This window comes from Mesorhizobium kowhaii, assembly GCF_003253745.1.
GTDB classification, from domain to species: Bacteria; Pseudomonadota; Alphaproteobacteria; order Rhizobiales; family Rhizobiaceae; genus Mesorhizobium; species Mesorhizobium kowhaii.
In genome coordinates, this window is the sequence record NZ_MZXV01000085.1 from 1 (window position 1) to 21,759 (window position 21,759).

Here is a 21,759-nt window from a genome sequence, read left to right on the forward strand (position 1 = left end):
GGCGTACGGACTGAACCGGTGTGGTCGTGATCTTCCGTTCCGAGCGTGCCAGGTTTTTTCATGCAGCTAAAGAAATCGTCAGGCCAGTTGGTTCCTTGATGAACCCGGACATAGTTTCTGAAACCTTCCAGCCGAGGTGCGAGGCCAGCGGTTCCGTCGGGCTGGTCATGCCTGATAGGTCCATTGGAACAAGAATGCCGCGCGGAACGTTGATGGATGTCAAAGTGACAGGAACAATTCATGCCCTACAGGGCAAGAGCGGCGAACGGCGAACGGCGAACGCGGCCGGGCGCGCTCAGGAGGTACATATGGATATCACCACAATTCTGGTCATAGTTCTTATTGTCATTCTGCTGGGTGGTGGCGGTTTTTACGGTCGCGGACGCTGGTACTAGGTCCCCGTAATGGATTATCAGCACAACAGCATTGTGGAGGCTCGCTGGCTTCTTGCCGTTCCTCTGTCGCTTGTTCTTGCGGTCCTTTTGGCCGGCTTCGTCCTTGCCTGAACCGCGTCAGTCGATAAGTCACCTTCGAGGCTTTCAGGAGCCTTAGCTGAGCTAAAGAGTTATGGGTTGGCGGTGATATCTCCCGGATGCTGCTCGATCGGGACCCCGTACCCCAGGGGCTCGCGTCCTCCGCCAGAGGCGCGGGCTTTTTCGTTTCGTCCTGGAACAGGCCTGATCTGCTCGACCAGTTGAAGGACGATCTTTTCGACCTATAGCCAGGCTGCCCACTGGGGCGCTGCGGCGACGATCCAGACGACTTAGCCGGCTCCTGCTTGACTGAATACAACCGTGCCATCGTCCTTGCGAACTTCCACCGCTACGATGCGGTCGTTCTGCTTTCGAGCAAGAAATGTCGCCAGCGCGTGATCTCTTGCGGCTTTCTCGGCATCGAAGGGCGTCTTTTCAACGATGCCCTCTTTCCCGTACCAAATCACCATATAGGCCACCGCTGGGACGCTCCCTTCTCCATTCGCCCGCAGCGTCGCCTCGGGCAGCTGGATTGTCTCAAGTCGAAAACCTTCGAACATCACGGTGCTAAACCTTTGCGGTCGGAAGTTCCATATCCAACATCAGGCTTGCGCCCGCCGGCGGCAGTCAGTGCCGCCTTGATCTGCGGTCCGATTTTGTCTCCTACTCCGTTACCGAGCGCCACGACGCCCGTCGCCGGCCGTGCGATCAGGTCGATGTCCATGATCCCGCCATCAGAGTTGAAGCGGATGAGGTGCGCGCCTTTCATCTGGATGTCGCCGACGTGCGCGGAGAATTCGAGCATGGCGCTGTCGCCGCCCGCCATCTGGCGCTCATATTTGAAGTCTTCGAAAACCCCCGCCGCGGTCCGGACCAGAAGGCACACCAGATCGTGTCCCGGGTAGGGGTGCCATTCGACTGGCGAATGGTAGACCGCCTCGGCGGCAATGACAGAGTCCAGGTCGCCAAAGTCACCACTTGCGATCATGGCGAGCCACTTCCTCAAGGTTGTCCGCGCTGCCGAATCCAGTGGCGCCGTCGTGTCATTGAGAATGTCGCGGCCTGACGGGATTGAAGGCTCGCTATGCGAAGACTTCGTTCCAGTGGACATGGCCAATTCTTCCTTCCGTTTGAGAATAAGATGGGATTCCTCATTTCACCAATGAGGACGGCCCAATCCATGCCACAAGGTATCGGGCATTCCACTAAAAGTATCGTCCGTTGCGTGTCCGTGATTTGAGCCTGCGGCGGCTAGGAGACGTCGAGGCTGAGGGGCGGTAGCCGGCTGCCGTCCATAGCAACACTTGATAAACGCCGCTCCGGCGTTTTTGTATCTTCTGTAAAAAGCGAACGAACGGCCCGCCTTGTGAAAGGGCGAGCCGTTCTTCTTGGATTTGTCATCCCCTGACGGCTGGGTAGGGTCAACTTGGCCTGCTGCCTCTCCACTGAACCGGCAGCAGGCCAGAGAGACGCAGTCCGGCGGGCTTTTTTTGCGCGACTTCGATAAACCACGGATGATCCTGCGATTGTAGGCCTATCTTCCAGCAGCCGAGATGTGCAACTCGGCTTAACGATCGATCTCTCCGAACACGATGTCGAGCGAACCAATGATCGCGGAGACATCGGCGATCATGTGGCCTCGACACAAGAAATCCATTGCCTGCAGATGGGCGAAGGAGGGTGCTCGGATCTTGCACCGGTACGGAACATTGCTGCCATCGGAAATCAGATATACGCCGAACTCACCCTTCGGTGCTTCGACCGCAGCGTATACCTCTCCGGCGGGCACGTGATGCCCTTCCGTGTAAAGTTTGAAATGATGGATCGTCGCTTCCATCGAGCGTTTCATCTCGGCACGCGACGGTGGCGTGATCTTTTGATTTGGAAGTGCGACCGGGCCCCGGCCTTCCGGCGACCGTAATTTTTCCAGGCATTGCTTCATGATCCGCACAGACTGGCGCATTTCCTCCATGCGGACGAGATAGCGGTCATAGCAGTCCCCGTTCTTGCCGATGGGAATGTCGAAATCCATCTCGGGGTAACATTCATATGGCTGCGCCTTGCGCAAATCCCAGGCCGCGCCCGATCCGCGTATCATCACGCCGGAGAAGCCCCAAGCCCAGGCACCGTCAAGACCGATCACGCCGATATCGACGTTGCGTTGCTTGAAGATGCGATTGTCTGTGAGCAGCACTTCGAGATTGTCGCAGACCTTGAGGAACGGGTCACAGAAATCCCAGATGTCGTCCAGAAGCTTCGGAGGCAGATCCTGATGCACGCCGCCGACCCGGAAATAATTCGCGTGCATGCGGGCGCCGGAAGCGCGCTCGTAGAAGACCATCAGCTTCTCGCGCTCGGCAAAACCCCAGAGCGGCGGGGTCAGCGCGCCGATATCCATGGCTTGCGTCGTCACATTGAGAAGGTGCGACAGAAGCCGGCCGATTTCGCAAAAAAGGACACGGATGAGCTGTCCGCGCCTGGGAACCGATATTTCGAGCAGCTTCTCGACGGCGAGGCAGAATGCATGCTCCTGATTCATCGGCGCGACGTAGTCGAGCCGGTCGAAATAGGGCAGGGCCTGCAGATAGTTCTTGTGCTCTATGAGCTTCTCGGTCCCGCGATGGAAGCAGGCCGATATGCGGATCGACGCGCTTGACGACCTCGCCATCGAGTTCAAGCACGAGCCGCAAGACACCATGCGCGGCCGGATGCTGCGGTCCGAAATTGATGGTGAAGTTGCGAATTGCGGCCTCGGCCATGGCAATCCTTCCGGCCTCGTAGTTCGCGCGGCTGGCGAAGCTGGCCGGGGGCGTTGCCGTCATTCGCGTCGGCGGTGCGACCGAGACGGAAGTCAAGGAAAAGAAGGACCGCATCGACGACGCGCTGAACGCCACGCGTGCGGCGGTGGAAGAAGGCATCGTTCCCGGAGGCGGTGTGGCGCTGCTGCGCGCCAGGTCGGCGCTTAACGGGCTAACGGGCGCCAATGCCGATGTGACGGCCGGCATTTCGATCGTGCTGAGGGCGCTCGAGGCGCCGATCCGCCAGATCGCCGAGAATTCCGGCGTCGAAGGCTCGATCGTCGTTGGGAAACTCATGGACAGCAAGGATCACAATCAAGGTTTCGATGCTCAGACCGAACTCTACGTCGACATGATCAAGGCCGGTATCGTCGATCCCGCCAAGGTCGTTCGGACGGCCCTGCAGGATGCCGGCTCGATTGCCGCGCTCCTGATCACCGCTGAAGCAATGATTGCGAACATGCCACAGAAGGATGCGCCCGCTATGGGTGGCGCAGGAGGTATGGGCGGAATGGGCGGAATGGACTACTGAGCGGCGCCTGAAAACTATAGCCAGGACGCCGGAAGGCCAGCGACGCGAGGACATGCGAGCCGATATCTCGGCGATCATCGCCTCGCTCGACATCGTGTTCGGGGAGATCGATCGATAAGTGACGGAGCAGTTAGGCGACAGGGCCAGCGCCTGCCGTTACGGCGAGTCAGGATATCGTTGCATCATCGGCGTTCCGAGCCGCGTCGAACGCGACCGGTCGATTGATGACATTGCTGACGGCAGAACCAGCGAGTGTGCGCGTCACGGAAGCTGGAAAGCAGCGGTCGTTCAATTGCGGAATTCGGATGGAATTGTATCGACTCCGACTATCCTTGCACACCCTGCAAAGCTGCGCCGATGGCGCTTGCAAGGACGACAGGAAAACACCACCTATAGACTGATAGCGAACAAGCTGGAAACGTCGGTTCAAGTCCGACGGCCCCGACCAAATCGGGGTTTCGTCTAGGGTAGGACACCACACTTGGTAAACGCCGCTCCCTTCCGGTCGAGCGGCGTTTTCGTATCTTCTGTAAAAAGGCAACAAACGGCCCGCATTGTGGAAAGGCTAGCCTTGTAGCGCTGGCTAGTGCGTCCACAACTCGAACTTGATCAGGACTCGCATAAGCTGCCTGTCTGTCTCGTCACTTTCGCCATTTCCAGGTGACATCGGTGAGCGTTGCGAACTGGCTTGGCAATACCGTCTGAGCGGCAAGCGATGCGAGATTCCTCCGCTTGATAAGCGCTGACTAACAGGTTGTTTGCAATCTTTGAGGGGATGCCGAAGCCCCTGAGGCCTGCGAAGTCGGAGCCTGTCAGCGATCATGATGCACGGTGCCCAACCTCGGCAATTCTGAAGTGTCCGCATCAAGCATTTGTTGTCAGCAGACCGTGCGCGCGGTCTGAAATAAAGGAACTCGAACGCTGCACCAGTGCCGCCCGCAGCACTTGAAACCATGCCCGGGTCTTCCATGTAATACGCGATAGCGCACAACTTTCCGAATGAGGAAGCGCCGGCAGATGAGTCTGCTCCACACCAGCAATTCAACAGAGCATCGCCGTGCCGACCATCGTTGGCCGGCAGCGTTAACAACAGAGCGTTTTCCTCTTCGTTGTCAGACGAAGGGAGATACACAATGGCAAAGGTCGTTTGCGTCCTCTATGACGATCCGGTCGACGGTTATCCGACAAAATATGCGCGGGACGGCCTGCCAAAGCTCGACCGCTATCCCGGCGGCCAGACACTTCCCACGCCGAAGGCCATCGACTTTGAACCGGGGGTCTTGCTCGGTAGCGCGTCGGGCGAACTCGGCCTGAGGAAATTTCTCGAAAGCGCGGGCCACAGCCTGGTAGTGACCTCGGACAAGGACGGTCCCGACAGCATTTTTGAACGCGAGCTCGTTGACGCCGAAATCGTGATCTCGCAGCCGTTCTGGCCGGCATATCTGACTGAAGAACGAATAGCCAAGGCAAGCAGACTGAAGCTTGCGATCACCGCCGGCATCGGATCCGACCATGTCGATCTTCAGGCCGCCATGGACCGCGGCATCACGGTCGCCGAGGTGACTTACTGCAATTCGATCAGCGTGTCCGAGCATGTGGTCATGATGATCCTGGGGCTCGTGCGCAACTACATCCCGTCCTACCAGTGGGTCGTGAAAGGCGGCTGGAATATCGCCGACTGCGTCGCACGCTCCTACGATATCGAGGGAATGCAGATCGGAACCGTCGGTGCCGGCCGGATCGGCAGCGCGGTGTTGCGCCGGCTGAAGCCGTTCGACGTCAAGTTGCACTACACCGATCGCCACCGCCTGCCTGAGGCGGTCGAGAAAGAACTTGGCGTCACCTTCCACCAGGATCCCGCATCCATGGTCGGCGTCTGCGACGTGGTCACGATCAATGCACCTCTGCATCCGGAGACGGAAAACCTCTTTGACGAGACGATGATCGCCAGGATGAAACGCGGCGCCTATCTGGTGAACACGGCGCGCGGCAAGATCTGCAATCGTGACGCCATCGCCCGCGCGCTGGAGAGTGGCCAACTCGCTGGCTATGCCGGCGACGTCTGGTTCCCGCAGCCGGCTCCCAAGGACCATCCGTGGCGATCGATGCCGCATCACGGCATGACGCCGCACATCTCAGGATCGTCGCTCTCCGCCCAGGCGCGCTACGCCGCGGGCACCCGCGAAATTCTCGAATGCTGGTTCGAAGGCCGGCCGATCCGTGAGGAATATCTGATCGTCGACGGCGGCAAGCTCGCCGGCGCCGGCGCGCATTCCTACAGCGCCGGCGACGCCACCCGCGGTTCGGAAGAGGCAGCACGCTTCAAGGCCAGGAGTGATTCGCGCTAGATCGATTTCCGCTGCGCTCGACTCGGACGAGGTTCTGCTGCCAAGGTTGACGAAAAGACCAAGGCCGAACTCAAGAAAAATTGGACGATGATGCTGGCCGGTTTGAAAAAGTCCGCTAAAGAAGATTGATGTGTCCGTGCCTCTGATTAGCGTTAACACGCTAGGGCGGAGCGGTTGGACGGGGACTCATCCCAACCGAAACAAGTCAGCTTCCGCGCATTCTCAAATTTCGTTGACTGACATGTCTTCCCGATGTGTCGCGATCTGCCATCTATTCCCCCGCGCATCCCACATCATCGCTCGTCGGTCGCCATGTGGCGTGTCCTTAGGTTCCTCAATCGACTCTCCGCCCGCACCGATTGCACGCCGGTACGTTTCGTCAGTGTCTTCTACATACACATAGAGGAAAGCCGGCATTGCTTCGCGTTCGCCATCGCCGCTGACCATCACGATAGGGTCGCCAATCTTCATCCCTGCCGGCGCCCCAGTCCGGTACTCGCCGGTCGCGTCGAATACGGTTTTGAGAAATTCAACCAAGCCCCTGACGTCGTCGGTGACGATTCTCGGCGTGACGGTGCGCCAGCCATCGGGCTGAAATTTGACCATTTGCTCACCCTATCAGTCAGCCACGACAGTTTCATGAGGGGCGAGGGGTTAGCAATGCTGCGCCTCGTAGGCTCTGCACGTTACCGGCGGATCGGCGCGATTGGCGCTGCAGTCGTTCCTCGAGGGATCCTAAGCTTTCTGCCGCAAGTCGAACAAGACCGCGTGCTCGGGCTATAGGGCCGGGTTCGGTCCTCAGGGCGCTTACCCACGTAGGAACAGATGAATTTCCTGACCGGGATGTTCAGTGGATGGGTAGGGAGACCCATTGGCCGTGAAACCGCGAGCCGGCAAGATTCGCCGCATGGCGGCATTATTGCTGCGTGTTGTAGCGAACACGGCTGATCCGCTTGCGAATGACAGCGCCGCGTCGACGAGACGCCAGCCCAATTTATGACGGCGATGGCTTTCTGCGACGACTACATACCCTAGTTCGACTGGGTAGGCGGCGGCGTCCGCATTTGATTTCGACTTGGCAAAGACGACGGTTCGATAGTCCGGCTCTGGATTTTTAATCGCCGCAGTTCCGACCAGCTTCTTACCGTCATAGAGCATGACTAGGCCCCGCGCACCCTTGATGCGTTCAAGCAGCCCATAGTGGGAAACTTCGCCCTCCGAAACAACCAACTTGACAAAGGCATCGAGTTCTTTGTCGGAATATCCATGCGGGGGCCTGGCGGTCAACGAACTGAGATGTTGCATTGCTTGAGCATAGGTCACTCAGATTGAGGTCGCAATTCATCGACACGGGCGGGCCGAGAGCGAGGCAATTTTCAGGCGTGAATTGCGCGCCGGCGCTCGCGGTCTCTCTCGGCGAGGCCCTCCGCGCCGCCGGGCTGCCCTAGTAACGGTGCAATTTACGATGCTTGCACAACCGGACAGCAGCGAACGTCTCCTTGTGGGCGCATCACGGTCACCGGTCCTTTGATCCGAAGGTCTGCTTTCCACCCCTTGCAGACGGTCAGACTAGTTCTGAGCAAGAGCCGACTGAAAGTCTTTGGTGTTGTTGCGATTGGGATAGGACTGGTCCGGTACTGGCACGCCAAGATGCAGGCAGAGCGGCTCCCATCCGTCGCCCAGATTGTGGACCAGCAGCCGACCCGGCGGTACTGTCGCAATGACCGCCCTTACATTGGCTTCGTAGACGGCTATGGCATTGGCGCGATCGTGCGGCCGGCCGCCGAAGACTTGCCTGGAGATCAACGCAAGACCCAGCGACTCCTGATCCGTGCTCTGGCTGATGCCTGCCAGGATCGTGTTCTCGAAGCTTTTCCACCAGCTTTCCGGCGATCGGTATGTCAGGATGACCCGGGCGTCCGGGTAGAACTCAATCAGGTCACGCCAATAGTGCGCCGAGGGCCAATCGATGCAGGACGCGTAGCCCGCAAACAGCTGGTTCCAGTCCGGTGCCGCGCCCTGCGCCAGCGCACGCCAAAGCCGCTTCTGGTCTTCATTGGCCATGACTTCGAACATGTGGTGACAGGGGCCGAAGCCGAGGATCGTCAGCGCCTCGCGCATCGAATCCGTTCCTGTCCGGCCAAAGCCCGTTCCGATTACCCTTATCACCACAGTCCCCCGGGGTTCAGGCCTACAGCCGTCCGATCAGTCGCTTGCGAGCACCATCCGCAGGCGGTTTCCCTCAGGGTCGGAGAGGTCCAGCGCCCCGCCCGTTTGCAGCCAGGGAACGTGCGCGTCGCCGAGACGTCGCGCGACGGCCGCGAGGTCTTCCCGGGTGGGAAGCACGACGGTAAAATGCTCCAGACCTGCCGCCCCGACTGGTGGCTCCTTCAGCTCGTCGCGAGCCCAGATGCTGAACGCCACCATGTGTGCGCGTTCCTCGGTGCCGCAGTCGAACAGGCCAAACGTTGCAGACTGGATATGTGGCCTGAAGCCAAGCACGCCGAGGTAGAACGCCATCAGCGTTTCGGGCGACCGTGCGCGCATATGAATGTGACCGATGAAGGTATCCGCCGCCAGCGGAACTTTGACACGGTCCGCCGGGTCGAGCTCCTGGAGCAATCGATCGATATCCAGAGGTTCGAGCCCGGAATGCCTTGTGCCGTCCTTGGCGACAAGCGAAACACCGCCGCCAGCCATCTCTTCCCTAGAAGCGAAGCGCCCGGGTGTGTCGAAGCAGATCTCGATCCCGTTGCCGGAAGGGTCGGAAACGTAAAGGGTTTCCGAGATCAGGTGATCCTGGGCGCTGTGCCTCAGGCTGGAGGCCCGCACCCGGGCGGCGACCCGGGCCAATTCCTTGCGTGTCGTGACATGGATGGCGACATGAAAAAGATCGCGGGACTTTGACGGCAGGACGGTTGTTGCCCCGGCGTGCAGCACAATAAGGATCTTGCCGTTGACGCCGAGTTCGGCGATCCCGCCGTCCCTGGTCAAGGTCGAGAGGCCGACCACGTCACGCCAGACCGGTAGGGAAGCTGGAATGTCGACGACGCGCAGATGAACCGGGCCGAGACGGATGGTGTTGGCCAGAATTTCTTGGCTCTTCATCGGCTGTTGTCTCCTGCAGCGCTGGAACATTAGCTGCGAAACATATGCCTGTCTTGCGCTTGGTTCGGGTCGACCGCTCCCGGGCGCGTATTCGACTGTGGTAGCCGGGCCGTTGCCGCCCTTGCTGTCATTTTGCGATAGCCGGCGGATGGGGGAGCAGATGGACAAGGCAAGCGCGGAGCACCGCTATGAGGACTGGGACAAGCCCAACGCGGAGCAGGATGCGCTCGGCGCCTTCGAGCCCGCCATGACGCATTCCTTCGGAATTGATCCGCAGGACGGCCGGCCCGTGATGTTCCACTCTCAGATGATCTGCGACCTAGCGACCGTCGTCGACATCGGTGAGTCGTGATCGCCGAGCCTAAGCACATATTGAGGCCGACCGCTGGCTCTCCGCCCCAATGCCGCATCGTGGAGGTGGTGCGTCGCTACCGCGTAGGGTGGTCGTGGCATGAGTGCCGATGTCCGCTTGGGTCAAAGTCGACATTCAGCCGGCAGGCAAATCAAGCTAACAGAGTAGCCGAGAATTTCGTCCAGTTCAGATCGCCACCGTGCACTGGTGGCTCTGAATCAGGTGCTTCTGCAAACGGTGAAGGAAGTCCCCAGACCGCCCCTTGGATCTTGTAGGGCTCTACAGGGCCGGTGAAGCCGCCCCCTACGGTTGGGTAGCGACTGCGCGAGACCGGATGGCCATCGCTAGCTCTCCGCATGGCTAAAGACCACAGCGCCGTTGTCGTTACGAACTTCAACGGCGACGATTCCATCGTCACCTTTTCGGGTCTGGAACATCGAGATTGCATGGTCTTTCGCAGTCTTCTCGGCGTCGAACGTCTCCTTGTCGACGATGCCCTGTCTTCCGTACCAGATGACAGTGAAGGCCATTTTTGGTCGTTCCTTTGCGCCAAGCATACAGGAATTCAGGGTGGTAGGGGATGAAAGCACGGTGCCACATTCAAGCATTGGCGCGCCACAGGGCCGGTGAACTAGCCGCATCTGTACTCCAAACGGCAAGAGGTCGCATTCTGCCCTGGTGGAAGAGGGGCGTGGACAAGCACCCCTACGACAATCGCTCTGGACCGTGGCGCAAGGTACCGCCGGCAAACGCCGTCGTCGTTCTGGCAACCCGTCGTGGTGGGTGTCCATCTTTGCGGGCGGCGCATTCCTGGCCGACTTGCTGACCCTTGAAATCGGCCCACCTCTCGTAAGCTGCAACATCAAGGGCAATATCAGCTACAACGCAGGCGAGCGCATCTACCATGTTCCCCGGACAGGAATACTACTGGCAGACACTTATAAGCCTTTGGAAGGGGGAGCGGTGGTTTTGCTCTGAAGCGGCCGCCTGCAAAGCTGGCTGGCGGAAATCGAGACTGTAATGGCATAATTGGCCGGGCTTAACAGTCCGGCCTTTCTATTGAGCATATGAGCCCAGTACGAAGACACCATGTGGCGCGCTCGCCCAGTGTACGACGCTGAGCTGACGATCCACATGCAACGCCAGTTGCGAAGCGTCTCTTCGTTCAGCTGTCCGCGGTAGTGAGCGATGACGTCTTAAAGAGTGAGGTAGTTCGAGTCAGACACGGGGCACTATTGCGTTGATGGAGTTCTTGATCGGCGACCGCCCTTGGCTACCAAGCGCAGCGAACGCCGGCGGAAGAAAGAGGCGGCTTAAGGAAGTGACTTGGCTAGATCAACCGATGCCGCTCCTTAGATTCGTTTGCCCGTCGCCTCGTGCCATTGGTGTCAGTGGTTTTAGCTCGATGCGCCGCGTCGCTTTGACCCCGATCTGTGTTCTTCTTCCTTCCGCTAGCGCCGCCTTCATTCTCCCATCGCTCGATCGCCCTCCGTTCGAGCGCCTTACGCGTCTTAAGCACGTCGAACTCAATGCCGACGCCAGCCGATAGAGCTTCGCTCGCGATGGCGTCGGCAAGATCGGCGTCGGAGATTTCCAGTTCAGGAAAGATCTGTCTTATTGCTGCTAGGGCTTCCGAGAGAGCAAATGATTTCGGGTCTCTTTGGACCTCGTTGAGGAAGGCGCTAATTGCGGCGCGCACTTCAGGCTGAATTCGGTGGGTCGGGTCCGCGCTATTCATGGCGATTCTCCCTGGCAATCGTCTTAACGGTGCATACACGTCGAGGGTTCCCTCACGCGCACGGGCAGCAGTATCCGCGGGTATGAGTGGTTGGCCGCATTCACCGTGGCATTTATTCGCCCACTGGTGATCTTCCACGCTTGGGCATGATCGCATGTGCTCAGTACTCTGACGTCCCGATCAACCACGGATTCCAAACGCTTATCTATCTAGCCAGCGACCTCGGAACGACTGAACAGCCTCGCTGCTACTCTGGCGGTGCCGCCTTTTCCCGCGGCAGTTCGCGTGTGGGTCTGCAGACGACGAGGATCGATTTGCCCAGCGATCCAACTCGCCGCTCGGATAGAGGATTGCTTTGCCGATCTTGAGGAACGATGGCCCGATCCGCATGCAACGGCAGTTGCGAAGAGTCCCTTCGCTTACCTGTCCGCGATAGCGAGCGATGACTTCTTCAGGGGTGAGGTAGTTCGGGTCAGGCATGGGCGTTATGGATAGCAGAGTTGTGCAACAGCTTGTTGCACCCGCGACCCCGTCGGATCGAGACCTGAGGAGAATGCCGGCGCCGTCACCGCGGACTTCTCGTCGTGACCCGAAGCTGCCAATGAAGGGCTCAGGCGATGATGACCGCTTTGCGCCGCCATTCCGTCATTCGTGCGAAATTCATTGCTGCTATAAGCCGCCATTCGGTCATATGGCCGGCGACGGCTGCACCGTCGCCAAAGACGACAACTCTTGGCGCATCGAGCCCGCCTTCAACAGATGCAACGCATTCTTATGCCGCTGTGAGTTCTGCGTCGCCTTCTATCGGTGGAGCAGGGAATTGCTCACGGAGCATGGCGCGACCTGTGGGACATCGCCTTGAACGTTGATTTAGGCTGAACCACCGACGCCACGTCCTCACTGACAGGTTCATAAAGCTACTGTGGGTAAGTCATCCACGGAAAGCAGCGCCGCGGCCTGACGGCGGTTACTCGCGCGATACAGAAAGCCCCGCGAGAAGCGGAGTGTGCGCGGCGAGCCTGCGGGATACGAACTCCGTGAAGAGCCGCACGCGCTTCGTCTTGCGTGTCTCCCCCTGTGTGAGAAGCCAAACCGTTCCGTACATATGCAGGGAGGTGCCCGGCACCCTCACCAGCAGGGGGTCGGCATCTCCGACGAAGCACGGCAGTGTCGTCATCCCGATCCCTTGCCGTACAGCAACGATCTGCGCCTCGCCGTCCGTGGTCCTGAATGGAACTCCCGTGGTGCGAACCTCGCGGACCCAATCCGGGATTCCATGACTGCTTATAACGATCCACCGGATGGGATCAGGCGCCCCCGTACGCCAAGCGGCTAGTCGATCCCGGGACATGTAGACGCCTCCGAACAGCTCCGGTCCCTTCAGGCCGTGAAGATTGAGCGGCAGGGTTTTGCGATCGTAGACGACGCGGATCGCGACGTCGGCCTCTCGGTTGGTCAGATTTGCCAGCTCGCCGGACGACAAGATTTCCATCTCGATGTCCGGATGCAGACGCGCGAAATCCGCGAAGTCCGGCATGAGCAGGTATGTCGCGAGGGTCGGAGCCAACGTTACCCGCAGAAGCCCGCGCACGCTCTGGTCACGACCGAGGACGCGCGTCTCCAGCTGGTGCGACGACACTTCCATCTGTTCTGCGAGCTCGAGGACTTCCTCGCCCGCTGCCGTCAGGCGGTAGCCCGAAGGCAGCTTCTCGAACATCTGCGCCCCGAGGCGGTCCTCGAGTTGGGCGATGCGTCGCAGCACGGTCGCGTGATTCACCACGAGGCGCTTGGCGGCGGCCCGAACCGAGCCTCCGCGTGCGACGGCAAGAAAGTAGCGAACGTCATCCCAGTCGATCATGGTGCAATCCCGCACCACGCGGTGCGCCTTCCAATGCCCTAACTTATCGTACAACAGTACAGGACGGCCATCCTAACATTTGTCGACGATCGAGGCCCAATTCCGAACGGCGGAACCTTATCGTCGCGGCTCCAGTTAATAGCTGTACCGGATCGATTTCGCACCACCGATGTGCGCCCTTCCGCACTCAACGCCTGACCCCGGCAGACCCATGTTGGGGGTCTCGGGAGCGTTCCCGAACGACCAAGGCGGAAGCCTGGAAGGATGCACGACATGACCAGACTGAATGGAAAGACCGCCGTCATCACGGGCGGCGCCACCGGCATCGGCCGCGCCGCAGCAAAGCGATTCGTCGAGGAGGGCGCCTTCGTCTTCATCTTCGGTCGCCGACAGGAAGCGCTCGACGCTGCTGTGGCGGACCTCGGGCCCAATACCCGCGCGGTGAAAGGCTCGGTCTCGAATGAGGCCGACCTCGACCGGCTCTACACGGCAGTGAAGGCCGAGCGTCGAAGCCTCGATATCGTCTTCGCCAATGCCGGGGCCGGAGGCCCGCTTCCGCTCGGCCGGATCACCGCCGAGCATATTGACGAAACCTTCGACACCAATGTGAAGGGTACGATCTTCACGGTCCAGAAGGCATTGCCGCTGATGGGCCCGGGCGGTTCGATCATCCTGACGGGATCGAGCGCCGGCACCACGGGCGCTCCGGGGTTCACTGCCTACAGCGCGAGCAAGGCGGCAGTGCGCAATCTGGCGCGGACCTGGGCGGAGGACCTGAAGGGCACCGGCATCCGGGTCAACGTGTTGTCGCCAGGGGCGACGGCGACCGAACTCGCGAAGGAAGCGCTGGGCGAGGAGGGCCAGAAGGCCTACGGCGCGATGACTCCGCTCCAGCGCATGGCCGATCCGGCGGAGATCGGGGCAGTGGCTGCCTTTCTCGCGTCGTCGGACAGCAGCTTCATGACCGCTAGCGAGGTCGCCGTCGACGGCGGCCTGGCGCAGCTCTGACCCCGGCTCGATCCCGCGTCTGGGCACACAACGAAGGATAGAACATCATGAAAAAACTTGAAGGCAAAGTCGCAGTCATCACGGGCGGAAGCAGCGGGATCGGGTTGGCCACCGCCAAGCGCTTCGTGGAGGAAGGTGCGCACGTCGTGATCACCGGGCGACGCGAGAAAGAGTTGAAGGAGGCTGCAGCCTTCATCAAGAGTAATATTACGACGGTCGTGGGCGACGTGTCTCGCTTGGAAGATCTGGACCGGCTCTATGCCATCGTGAAAGAGAAACATGGTCACATCGACGTTCTCTTCGCGAACGCTGGCGCGGGGACAATCGCACCGCTCGCAGTAGCTACTGAGGCCCACTTCGATCAGACCTTCGACGTGAACGTGAAGGGGCTGTTCTTCACGGTGCAGAAGGCCCTTCCCCTCTTCAAAGACGGCGGTTCGATTATTCTGAATTCTTCGGTTTCGAACGTGTTGGGGTTGCCGGGGTTTAGCACATACGCCGCGAGTAAGGCGGCAGTGCGCAACTTCTCGCGCGCTTGGACTCTAGAGCTGAAAGACCGCAAAATCCGAGTGAATACGATGAGCCCCGGAGCAATCGAGACCCCCGCGTTGGAGACAACAACGGGCCTTACCCCTGAGCAAGCCGAGCAAGCGGTCGCCCAGTTTGCTTCACAGATCCCAATGGGTCGCAGGGGCAAACCAGAGGAAATCGCGGCTGCTGTCACGTTCCTCGCCTCCGATGATAGTTCTTACATCACCGGTGTGGATCTCGCCGTTGATGGAGGCATGGCGCAGGTCTGACCCCGGCGCGGTCCCGTGGCTGGCCCTTCAGCCCCGCCAGTAGTGGCCCCGCTTCTCAAACTTTAGTTCCAATACAAGATAGGAGAAACATTGTGAGTTACGCAATCATCGGCTTCGGCAATATCGGCAAGGCCTTGGCCAAGGCGTTTGCCCGCAAGGGCATCGACGTGTCCGTTGCAACGACGCGCGACCCGGAAAGCTTTGCATCCGATGCGGCCGCGATCGGGCCTACGATCATTCCCAAGAAGCTGGCGGACGCGGTCAAGGCGGACATCATCTTTTTGGCTGTTCGTTTCGAGTCGCACTCGGATGTCGGCAAGGCGCTGCCCACCTGGCAGGGGAAGACCATCATCGATGTGACCAATGCCTACGGCGTGCCCCCTGAGGAACTGGGGGGACAGCCTTCTTCCAAGTTCATCGCGCAGGCATTCTCTGGTGCAAAACTGGTCAAGGGCTTCAACCATCTGGTTGCTGCCGTCCTTGACCAGGATCCGGCCGTGCATGGTGGCAGGAGGGTCGTGTTCCTGGCGAGCGACGATGACGCTGCCGCAGCGGAGATTGGTGCGCTCGCGGAAAATCTCGGTTTCTCGCCGATCAAACTTGGCGGGCTGTCGGAAGGTGGGCTGCTAGTCCAGGCGCGCGGAAATAGTTGGGGTCATCTGATCTTCAAGGACCTGGTCAAGTTCGACTGATGAACACGACGTGCCAACCGGCAGGGCCACGATGCACGGATCGGATCGAGCGCGATGCGATCCGTGCGAAATGGAGAAATTCCCATGAGCATTGAGAAGAACATCCAGACCGTGAAGGACTTCTTCGCCGCGATCGGCCGCGGCGACAGGGAGGCTCTGCTGGCGCTGGTCGCCGAAGACATCGAGTGGATCATTCCGGGCGAGGACTGGCCGCTGGCCGGAACGCGCCACGGACACGCCGGGCTGGCGGATTTGCTTGAGACGGCATCCAAGTCGATAGAAACGTCCACGGAACCCCGGGAGTTCGTGGCGCAAGGAGACCGGGTCCTCGTCGTCGGCTTCGCGAGGGGAAAGATCAAAGCTACGAACAAGACGTTCGAGGACGACTGGGTCTTCGCCATCACGGTCCGGGATGGCAGACTGACCAACGTCCGGGAATACGTCGACACGCAAGCGCTGGCCCGGGCCTCGCAGATGGACGCGTCCGGGCCTGCGTAGCGCTGGCCCTCTGCAGCCATCGGCTCGGGGTAAACGGCGGATCAGCCGTGGATTGCCCCCTCGCACGCCGCCCGCTCGTCGTATGCCCAACCGCAAGGGAGATTCTGATGTACGACCAATCCAAGCTATCCGAGTTGATCCGGTTCTCCCGCATCGATGCGGGCTCCACCGTGATCGACGTGTACCCAGGCGACGGAGACTGGACGCGCCTCTTCTCCGACATCGTCGGACCAGAGGGGCGGGTCTACAGCTTCGTGCCGGCCGAAGTCGCCCACTTCAAGAACGATCCGGTCGGCCGCATGCGGACGCTTGCGAAGGAGCCCGGCCGAGAGAACGTCGAAGCAGTCTCGGCTGACCTCGTGGCTATCCCGGAGGCCACGCAACCAGCGGATGTGCTGTGGCTGCACCTGTTTTACCACGATCTCCACACCGCGCTGATCCAGGCCAGGGGCGCGACGGCGGCCCAGTTCAATCGAGCCGTCTACGAGCGGCTGAAGCCCGGTGGGTCGTACGTCATCGTAGACCACGCCGCCGCCGTCGGGGCGGGCACGAGCGACGCCCAGTCGCTGCATCGTATCGAGCCTGCATCCGTTCGGGAGGAGGTGGAGGCGGCCGGCTTCGTACTGGACGCGGAAAGCACCATCCTCGCGAACAAGGACGATTCGCGCTCGATCAAGGTCTTCGATCCCTCGATCAAAGGCGAGACCGATCGCTTCGCCTTTCGATTTTTGAAGATCTGACACCTGGCCACAGCACCGCATCGTGTGGAGTCAGGATCCACTTTTAGTGATATTCGCGAAATGCCATTCCATGCAAATGCCATTGGCCGCCAGGACGCAGACTTTTTCAACAATATCGACCCGAAGCGGACATCGATACGCGCGTCAATTCAGTGACAAACGCGCCATCGTCTCGGATAAAGCGAGCTGGTAGCCGCCTATTCCGACTTGGGCGCGCGCTTGGCTTGGCGTGCGCCGAGTTTTGCCGGCCGGCTATGACCGTACGGATGTTTTGACTCGGCTATTAACCGTTCCTCCAATTGGACGTTGACGCTTCTTTTCTACTAGGGTTAATAATGCCCTAATATAAGCGTCGCCTAAATCTGGCTCCTGAAAGGCAACCAACGAGCTAGGCGTCGCTATGGGGGGTAAGGGCAACGTAGCGTGGCGATAAATGTCGCCGCAGTCGTCATCATTGAGCCACCACCCGTCTGCGAACAGCCGCCAAGCTTATGCTGGCTGGTCGTAGGGCGGTACGTTGGGCGGCTCCCTGGACGAAGCTGACAACCACCCCCCTACCGGAATTCGTCTGCCGATCGCACACCAATTTCGGCAGAAAGCAGTCAGTCGTTCATTACGGTCGATAAACAGATGTTGGGGCGTCTGTTCTCCAGACAAACAGGGGGTTAAAAATGGCTACTTCTCAAATCGCCGGTGCCGGTGGGACCACGACGTCGTTCTCCAACACGCCGCAGGCAGGTGACGACCTTTTTCTCTTTTCGGAAGATGCCACTGGCGTCCTGATCCTGAATGTCATGGCCAATGATCAGGGAGGCGCGGCCAAACTGCTCTACTCCATCGATGACGGAACGAGTGCATCGACCTCAACAAAGATAGCTGCTCCGACGGACCTGCTCGCGCGTGACGCAACATACTCCACTAATAGTCTAGGGCTCGTCGGGACCACTGACACGAGTGCTCTAGGTGCCCGTATCTGGATAGGTACTGATGGTGCGATCCACTACAACAAGGTGGATATAGATGCGCAAGTCCAGGCACTTGCGGAGGGGCAGGTTCTTTACGACAAACTGACCTACGCCATTCGGCTCGGTAATGGCACGCTGAGCTGGGCCACGACCTACGTTAAGTTCACCGGCGCCAACGACGCGGCGGTGATCACGGTCAACGGCGCCGAGGACACCTCGGTGACGGAAAAGAGCGGTGTGGCCAACGGCACGCCCGGCGACGCGACGGCCGCGGGCGATCTCAATGCGACCGACGTCGACAATCCGGCGACCTTCAACACGCAGACCGACGCAGCCAAGAGCTACGGCACGTTCTCGATCGGTGCGGACGGGACCTGGAGCTACACGCTCGACGACAACAATGGCGATGTGCAGGCGCTCAACACGGGCGGCACGCTGCACGAGCTGGTGACGGTCACGACGGCCGATGGCACGGCCAAGGTGATCGACATCACCATCCATGGCGCCAACGACGCGGCGGTGATCACGGTCAACGGCGTCGAGGACACCTCGGTGACGGAAGCCTCCGGTGTGGCCAACGGCACGCCCGGCGACGCGACGGCCGCGGGCGATCTCAATGCGACCGACGTCGACAATCCGGCGACCTTCAACACGCAGACCGACGCAGCCAAGAGCTACGGCACGTTCTCGATCGGTGCGGACGGGACCTGGAGCTACACGCTCGACGACAACAATGGCGATGTGCAGGCGCTCAACACGGGCGGCACGCTGCACGAGCTGGTGACGGTCACGACGGCCGATGGCACGGCCAAGGTGATCGACATCACCATCCATGGCGCCAACGACGCGGCGGTGCTGTCGTCGGCCTCGGTCAACCTGACCGAGACCAATTCGGCGGCCGACATCTCAACCAGCGGCACGCTGACCATCTCCGATGTCGACAGCCCGGCGACCTTCGTCGCCCAGGCCGCAACCGGCGGCAGCTACGGCACCTTCGCCATCAATTCGGCGGGTGCCTGGACTTACACCGCATCCTCGGCCCACGACGAGTTTGTCGCCGGCCAGCATTACACCGAGAGCTTCAACGTGATGAGTGCCGACGGCACCCACACCTCGGTCGACATCGACATCCTCGGCACTAGCGATGCCCCGCCGCGGTTTGCCCCGACGGATATCCAGCTCACGCCGAGCACCACGACGGACAATGTCAGTTTCGGCTCGTTCCAGTTCTCGGGAACACTGGCCGCGACCGATCCGGATCCCGGCAGCTTCATCTACAGCATCACCTCACAATCGGACTCGGGACTGTTTTCAATCGCCGGCAATACGCTCAGTTCGACAGACCTCTCGCCGAGCAAGGCGTATTCCATCACCGTACAGGCAACCCAGGTCGGCGACCCAGGCGGAGCCCTCTATCAATATAGCGAGACGTTCCAGGTCCTCACCGGCAGCAATGGCAACTCGACTGATAACCTCAGCAACCCTGTGGGCGGCGACGACATCCTCTACGGCAATGGCGGAGCAGACTCGATCTTCGGCCTGGCCGGCAATGACACGCTATTCGGCCAAGGTGGCAACGACACGTTGAACGGCGGAGATGGCAATGACCGCCTCGTCGGCGGCGTAGGCCCCGACACGCTCACCGGCGGGGCGGGATCCGACACATTCTACTACGGACCAACAGTCACGGATTCGGCGCCAGGTGCCGGAAATTTCGACACCATCACCGACTTCGTGCACGGGGTCGACAAGATCGATCTATCCTCAATTGACGCGAATACGGGTAGCGGCGGTGATCAGGCTTTCCTGATCGGGGGGTCGAATATAGCCACCGTCGCCAACACCATCACGTGGTCGGAAGCCGGCGGCAACACCATTGTCCATGTCGACGTCAACGGCAACACAACAGCCGATCTGCAGATCACCCTGACAGGTGTCGGGCTTGGACTTACGGCGAGCGATTTCGTGCTCTGACCCGAAGAGGTGAGCCTGCGGATACGCACGGCTCACCTCGCAGCTCGCCGATTGCAGATTCAGCTTACGCATTAAGGTTTACGCCAGGAATGCCGGCGGGGACGAACGATCAGAGGTAGTATCGGTTCCGGGCGTTCAGTTGGACAGGGGGGCGGTTCTCCGCTAGGTTTTTGAGCAACAATAAATCCCAAATCGTGAAGGACGCCCTCTTGGCGTGCCGCCATTATTTCATGATCGCGGCAGGGTTCAGCCTGGCGATCAATCTCCTCTATCTCGCCTCCCCCCTTTACATGCTTCAGATCTACGACCGGGTCGTGACCAGCGGCAGCGAAACCACGCTGGTGATGCTGACCATCGTGCTTTTGGCGGCCTTTCTGGCACTTGCCGGTCTCGATCTCATGCGTGCCAGAATCCTTACGCGCGCAAGCGTGCGCCTCGATCGGCTGATTTCGGCAAGGATCGTGGCCGCGTCGGTCGAGACCTCATCATCAGGCGCATCGCAGAGCCAGCCGATACGCGACTTCGACACGTTCCGGCAGGTTATCACAGGCAGCGGTATTCACGCGCTGTTCGACCTGCCTTGGTCACCCATCTATATCGGCATCATTTTCCTGCTGCACCCCTGGCTGGGATTTTTTGCGCTGGGCTCGTCGCTGCTGCTCGTCGCCATGGCGGTGATCAATGAATATCTGGTGCGCTGGCCGCTGAAGCAGGCCAACGACCTCGCGACGGCCAACTACAATTTCACCGAGATGAGCCTGAGGAACTCCGAAGTCATTCGCGCCATGGGAATGGTCGATGGTTTGCTCCGCCGATGGGGACGCGACCGCAACCTGGCCCTTCGGCGCCAGGCGGAAGCCAGCGACCGCGCCGCTCTGATGTCGGGGGCGATCAGGTTTCTTCGCCTGACCATGCAGTCATTGATCCTGGGCCTCGGTGCCTATCTGGTCATCGAACGACAGACCACAGCCGGTTCCATGTTCGCGGCGAGCCTGTTACTGGGCAGAGGGCTGCAGCCCGTCGAACAGATCGTCGGCCTCTGGCGCAGCCTGATCCTGGCGCGCGCCGCGTTGGCGCGGGTGCGCAAGCTGGTCGACGGCAAAGCGGAAAACGAAAGATCGTTCAACCTGCCTAAGCCCACCGGCAAAATCTCGGTTGAGCAGGTCAGCTATGCCATTCCAAACCCCCAGAAAGTCCTGCTTCGGGAGGTATCGTTCCAGCTGGAGGCGGGCGAGGCGCTGGGAATTGTTGGCCCTTCGGGTGCCGGCAAGTCGACACTGGCCCGTCACCTCGCCGGCATAATGCAACCGAGCCGCGGCACCGTCAGGCTCGACGGCGCCGACCTCTCGCACTGGGGGCGCGACGCGCTCGGCGACCATATCGGCTACCTGCCGCAGGATATCGAGCTCTTCTCGGATACCGTCGCCGCCAACATCGGACGCTTCAAGACCAACGTGGACCAGGAGGTGATCGAAGCCGCGCGATTGGCCGGTGTGCACGACATGATCATCCGCCTGCCGCAAGGCTATGAGACGCAAATTGGCGAAGGCGGTGCCGTTCTGTCGGGAGGCTACCGGCAACGCATCGCCCTTGCCCGAGCGGTTTTCGGCACGCCGAACCTGATCGTTCTCGACGAGCCAAGCTCCAATCTCGACGCCGATGGCGACCGCGCGCTGAGCGATTGCGCCATCGAACTCAAACGCCGCGGCAGCACGGTGATCATCGTGTCGCATCGGCCGAGCACGTTGGCAAATGTCGACAAGATCCTTCTGTTGCGGGATGGCGGCGTGGAAGCCTTCGGCATGAGAAACGAGATCGTGGCACTTCTCAATCAACGCTCAGCTTCGATCGCGGTGGCTGCTCAATGACCTGGAG

At 60.2% G+C, this 21,759-nt stretch carries 20 protein-coding genes and 2 pseudogenes; 12 read left to right on the forward strand and 10 right to left on the reverse strand.

Annotated features, from left to right (window positions below):
• The first annotated feature begins 20 nt into the window (after nucleotides 1–20).
• Nucleotides 21–395: a hypothetical protein gene (locus B5V02_RS38040; RefSeq protein WP_111549053.1), complete on the forward strand. Its 375-nt coding sequence runs from the start codon at nucleotides 21–23 to the stop codon at nucleotides 393–395.
• A 368-nt stretch (nucleotides 396–763) separates the two neighbouring features.
• On the opposite strand, the gene B5V02_RS38045 is transcribed toward B5V02_RS38040, so the two are convergent.
• From B5V02_RS38045 to B5V02_RS38055, 3 genes and pseudogenes are all read right to left on the reverse strand, one after another.
• A complete protein-coding gene (locus B5V02_RS38045; protein WP_146606221.1) occupies nucleotides 764–1,036 on the reverse strand; it encodes a hypothetical protein in 273 nt (90 codons plus the stop codon).
• A complete protein-coding gene (locus tag B5V02_RS38050; RefSeq protein ID WP_111549055.1) occupies nucleotides 1,033–1,584 on the reverse strand; it encodes a nuclear transport factor 2 family protein in 552 nt (183 codons plus the stop codon). Before B5V02_RS38050 ends, B5V02_RS38045 begins: the two co-directional genes overlap by 4 nt.
• Before the next feature lie 456 nt (nucleotides 1,585–2,040).
• Nucleotides 2,041–3,232: pseudogene (locus tag B5V02_RS38055) on the reverse strand (NADH-quinone oxidoreductase subunit D).
• A 28-nt stretch (nucleotides 3,233–3,260) separates the two neighbouring features.
• Between B5V02_RS38055 and B5V02_RS38060 the strand changes: the two are divergent.
• Nucleotides 3,261–3,803, forward strand: a pseudogene (locus B5V02_RS38060) (TCP-1/cpn60 chaperonin family protein); the annotation flags it as partial.
• Between the two features lie 1,133 nt (nucleotides 3,804–4,936).
• A complete protein-coding gene (locus B5V02_RS38070) occupies nucleotides 4,937–6,151 on the forward strand; it encodes an NAD-dependent formate dehydrogenase (protein WP_111549057.1) in 1,215 nt (404 codons plus the stop codon).
• A gap of 222 nt (nucleotides 6,152–6,373) precedes the next feature.
• Here the strand turns inward: B5V02_RS38070 and B5V02_RS38075 are convergent, their stop codons facing one another.
• From B5V02_RS38075 to B5V02_RS38090, 4 genes are all read right to left on the reverse strand, one after another.
• Nucleotides 6,374–6,757, reverse strand: a complete 384-nt coding sequence (locus B5V02_RS38075; protein WP_111549058.1) for a VOC family protein — start codon at nucleotides 6,755–6,757, stop codon at nucleotides 6,374–6,376.
• A 201-nt stretch (nucleotides 6,758–6,958) separates the two neighbouring features.
• The gene (locus B5V02_RS38080) at nucleotides 6,959–7,474 is read right to left on the reverse strand and encodes a GNAT family N-acetyltransferase (RefSeq protein ID WP_146606223.1); all 516 of its coding nucleotides are present in this window, start codon (nucleotides 7,472–7,474) and stop codon (nucleotides 6,959–6,961) included.
• A gap of 246 nt (nucleotides 7,475–7,720) precedes the next feature.
• Nucleotides 7,721–8,323: a sulfotransferase family protein gene (locus B5V02_RS38085; RefSeq protein ID WP_111549060.1), complete on the reverse strand. Its 603-nt coding sequence runs from the start codon at nucleotides 8,321–8,323 to the stop codon at nucleotides 7,721–7,723.
• A gap of 33 nt (nucleotides 8,324–8,356) precedes the next feature.
• Entirely contained in the window at nucleotides 8,357–9,289 is a 933-nt protein-coding gene (locus B5V02_RS38090) for a VOC family protein (RefSeq protein WP_245446391.1), read from the reverse strand.
• Nucleotides 9,290–9,419: 130 nt separating this feature from the next.
• Between B5V02_RS38090 and B5V02_RS38095 the strand changes: the two genes are divergently transcribed.
• A complete protein-coding gene (locus tag B5V02_RS38095) occupies nucleotides 9,420–9,611 on the forward strand; it encodes a hypothetical protein (protein ID WP_146606224.1) in 192 nt (63 codons plus the stop codon).
• 344 nt (nucleotides 9,612–9,955) lie between these two features.
• Here B5V02_RS38095 and B5V02_RS38100 read toward each other — a convergent pair whose 3' ends face one another.
• On the reverse strand, nucleotides 9,956–10,141 hold the full coding sequence (locus B5V02_RS38100; RefSeq protein ID WP_111549063.1) for a hypothetical protein: 186 nt from the start codon (nucleotides 10,139–10,141) through the stop codon (nucleotides 9,956–9,958).
• Between the two features lie 196 nt (nucleotides 10,142–10,337).
• Here B5V02_RS38100 and B5V02_RS38105 point away from each other — a divergent pair, with 196 nt between their 5' ends.
• Nucleotides 10,338–10,589 (forward strand): hypothetical protein, encoded by a 252-nt coding sequence (locus B5V02_RS38105; RefSeq protein WP_245446407.1) that lies wholly within the window; start codon nucleotides 10,338–10,340, stop codon nucleotides 10,587–10,589.
• 352 nt (nucleotides 10,590–10,941) lie between these two features.
• Here B5V02_RS38105 and B5V02_RS38110 read toward each other — a convergent pair whose 3' ends face one another.
• Together B5V02_RS38110 and B5V02_RS38120 are read right to left on the reverse strand one after the other, a co-directional pair.
• Nucleotides 10,942–11,349, reverse strand: coding sequence for a hypothetical protein (locus B5V02_RS38110; protein WP_111549064.1), 408 nt, complete (start codon nucleotides 11,347–11,349; stop codon nucleotides 10,942–10,944).
• Between the two features lie 967 nt (nucleotides 11,350–12,316).
• Nucleotides 12,317–13,207, reverse strand: coding sequence for a LysR family transcriptional regulator (locus tag B5V02_RS38120; RefSeq protein WP_111549066.1), 891 nt, complete (start codon nucleotides 13,205–13,207; stop codon nucleotides 12,317–12,319).
• Nucleotides 13,208–13,480: 273 nt separating this feature from the next.
• On the opposite strand from B5V02_RS38120, the gene B5V02_RS38125 reads away from it, so the two are divergent.
• The 7 genes from B5V02_RS38125 (at nucleotide 13,481) to B5V02_RS38155 (ending at nucleotide 21,752) form a co-directional block, all read left to right on the forward strand.
• Nucleotides 13,481–14,215 carry an SDR family NAD(P)-dependent oxidoreductase gene (locus B5V02_RS38125; protein WP_111549375.1) on the forward strand — a complete coding sequence of 245 codons (735 nt, stop codon included), beginning with the start codon at nucleotides 13,481–13,483 and terminating at the stop codon, nucleotides 14,213–14,215.
• A 47-nt stretch (nucleotides 14,216–14,262) separates the two neighbouring features.
• A complete protein-coding gene (locus B5V02_RS38130) occupies nucleotides 14,263–15,015 on the forward strand; it encodes an SDR family NAD(P)-dependent oxidoreductase (RefSeq protein WP_111549067.1) in 753 nt (250 codons plus the stop codon).
• A 92-nt stretch (nucleotides 15,016–15,107) separates the two neighbouring features.
• Nucleotides 15,108–15,707 carry an NADPH-dependent F420 reductase gene (locus B5V02_RS38135; RefSeq protein WP_111549068.1) on the forward strand — a complete coding sequence of 200 codons (600 nt, stop codon included), beginning with the start codon at nucleotides 15,108–15,110 and terminating at the stop codon, nucleotides 15,705–15,707.
• Between the two features lie 84 nt (nucleotides 15,708–15,791).
• The gene (locus tag B5V02_RS38140) at nucleotides 15,792–16,205 is read left to right on the forward strand and encodes a nuclear transport factor 2 family protein (protein ID WP_111549069.1); all 414 of its coding nucleotides are present in this window, start codon (nucleotides 15,792–15,794) and stop codon (nucleotides 16,203–16,205) included.
• A gap of 107 nt (nucleotides 16,206–16,312) precedes the next feature.
• A complete protein-coding gene (locus B5V02_RS38145) occupies nucleotides 16,313–16,945 on the forward strand; it encodes a class I SAM-dependent methyltransferase (protein ID WP_111549070.1) in 633 nt (210 codons plus the stop codon).
• 671 nt (nucleotides 16,946–17,616) lie between these two features.
• Nucleotides 17,617–19,884, forward strand: coding sequence for a VCBS domain-containing protein (locus B5V02_RS38150; RefSeq protein ID WP_111549071.1), 2,268 nt, complete (start codon nucleotides 17,617–17,619; stop codon nucleotides 19,882–19,884).
• A gap of 209 nt (nucleotides 19,885–20,093) precedes the next feature.
• The gene (locus B5V02_RS38155) at nucleotides 20,094–21,752 is read left to right on the forward strand and encodes a type I secretion system permease/ATPase (protein WP_281005081.1); all 1,659 of its coding nucleotides are present in this window, start codon (nucleotides 20,094–20,096) and stop codon (nucleotides 21,750–21,752) included.
• Nucleotides 21,753–21,759 lie beyond the last annotated feature (7 nt).

Coding starts and splice junctions, on each gene's coding strand:
- B5V02_RS38130 (WP_111549067.1), top strand. CDS start 14,263: ATGAAAAAACTTGAAGGCAAAGTCGCAGTCATCACGGGCGGAAGCAGC.
- B5V02_RS38095 (WP_146606224.1), top strand. CDS start 9,420: ATGGACAAGGCAAGCGCGGAGCACCGCTATGAGGACTGGGACAAGCCC.
- B5V02_RS38150 (WP_111549071.1), top strand. CDS start 17,617: ATGGCTACTTCTCAAATCGCCGGTGCCGGTGGGACCACGACGTCGTTC.
- B5V02_RS38125 (WP_111549375.1), top strand. CDS start 13,481: ATGACCAGACTGAATGGAAAGACCGCCGTCATCACGGGCGGCGCCACC.
- B5V02_RS38090 (WP_245446391.1), bottom strand. CDS start 9,289: ATGTTCCAGCGCTGCAGGAGACAACAGCCGATGAAGAGCCAAGAAATT.
- B5V02_RS38070 (WP_111549057.1), top strand. CDS start 4,937: ATGGCAAAGGTCGTTTGCGTCCTCTATGACGATCCGGTCGACGGTTAT.
- B5V02_RS38145 (WP_111549070.1), top strand. CDS start 16,313: ATGTACGACCAATCCAAGCTATCCGAGTTGATCCGGTTCTCCCGCATC.
- B5V02_RS38140 (WP_111549069.1), top strand. CDS start 15,792: ATGAGCATTGAGAAGAACATCCAGACCGTGAAGGACTTCTTCGCCGCG.
- B5V02_RS38100 (WP_111549063.1), bottom strand. CDS start 10,141: ATGGCCTTCACTGTCATCTGGTACGGAAGACAGGGCATCGTCGACAAG.
- B5V02_RS38050 (WP_111549055.1), bottom strand. CDS start 1,584: ATGTCCACTGGAACGAAGTCTTCGCATAGCGAGCCTTCAATCCCGTCA.
- B5V02_RS38120 (WP_111549066.1), bottom strand. CDS start 13,207: ATGATCGACTGGGATGACGTTCGCTACTTTCTTGCCGTCGCACGCGGA.
- B5V02_RS38075 (WP_111549058.1), bottom strand. CDS start 6,757: ATGGTCAAATTTCAGCCCGATGGCTGGCGCACCGTCACGCCGAGAATC.
- B5V02_RS38110 (WP_111549064.1), bottom strand. CDS start 11,349: ATGAATAGCGCGGACCCGACCCACCGAATTCAGCCTGAAGTGCGCGCC.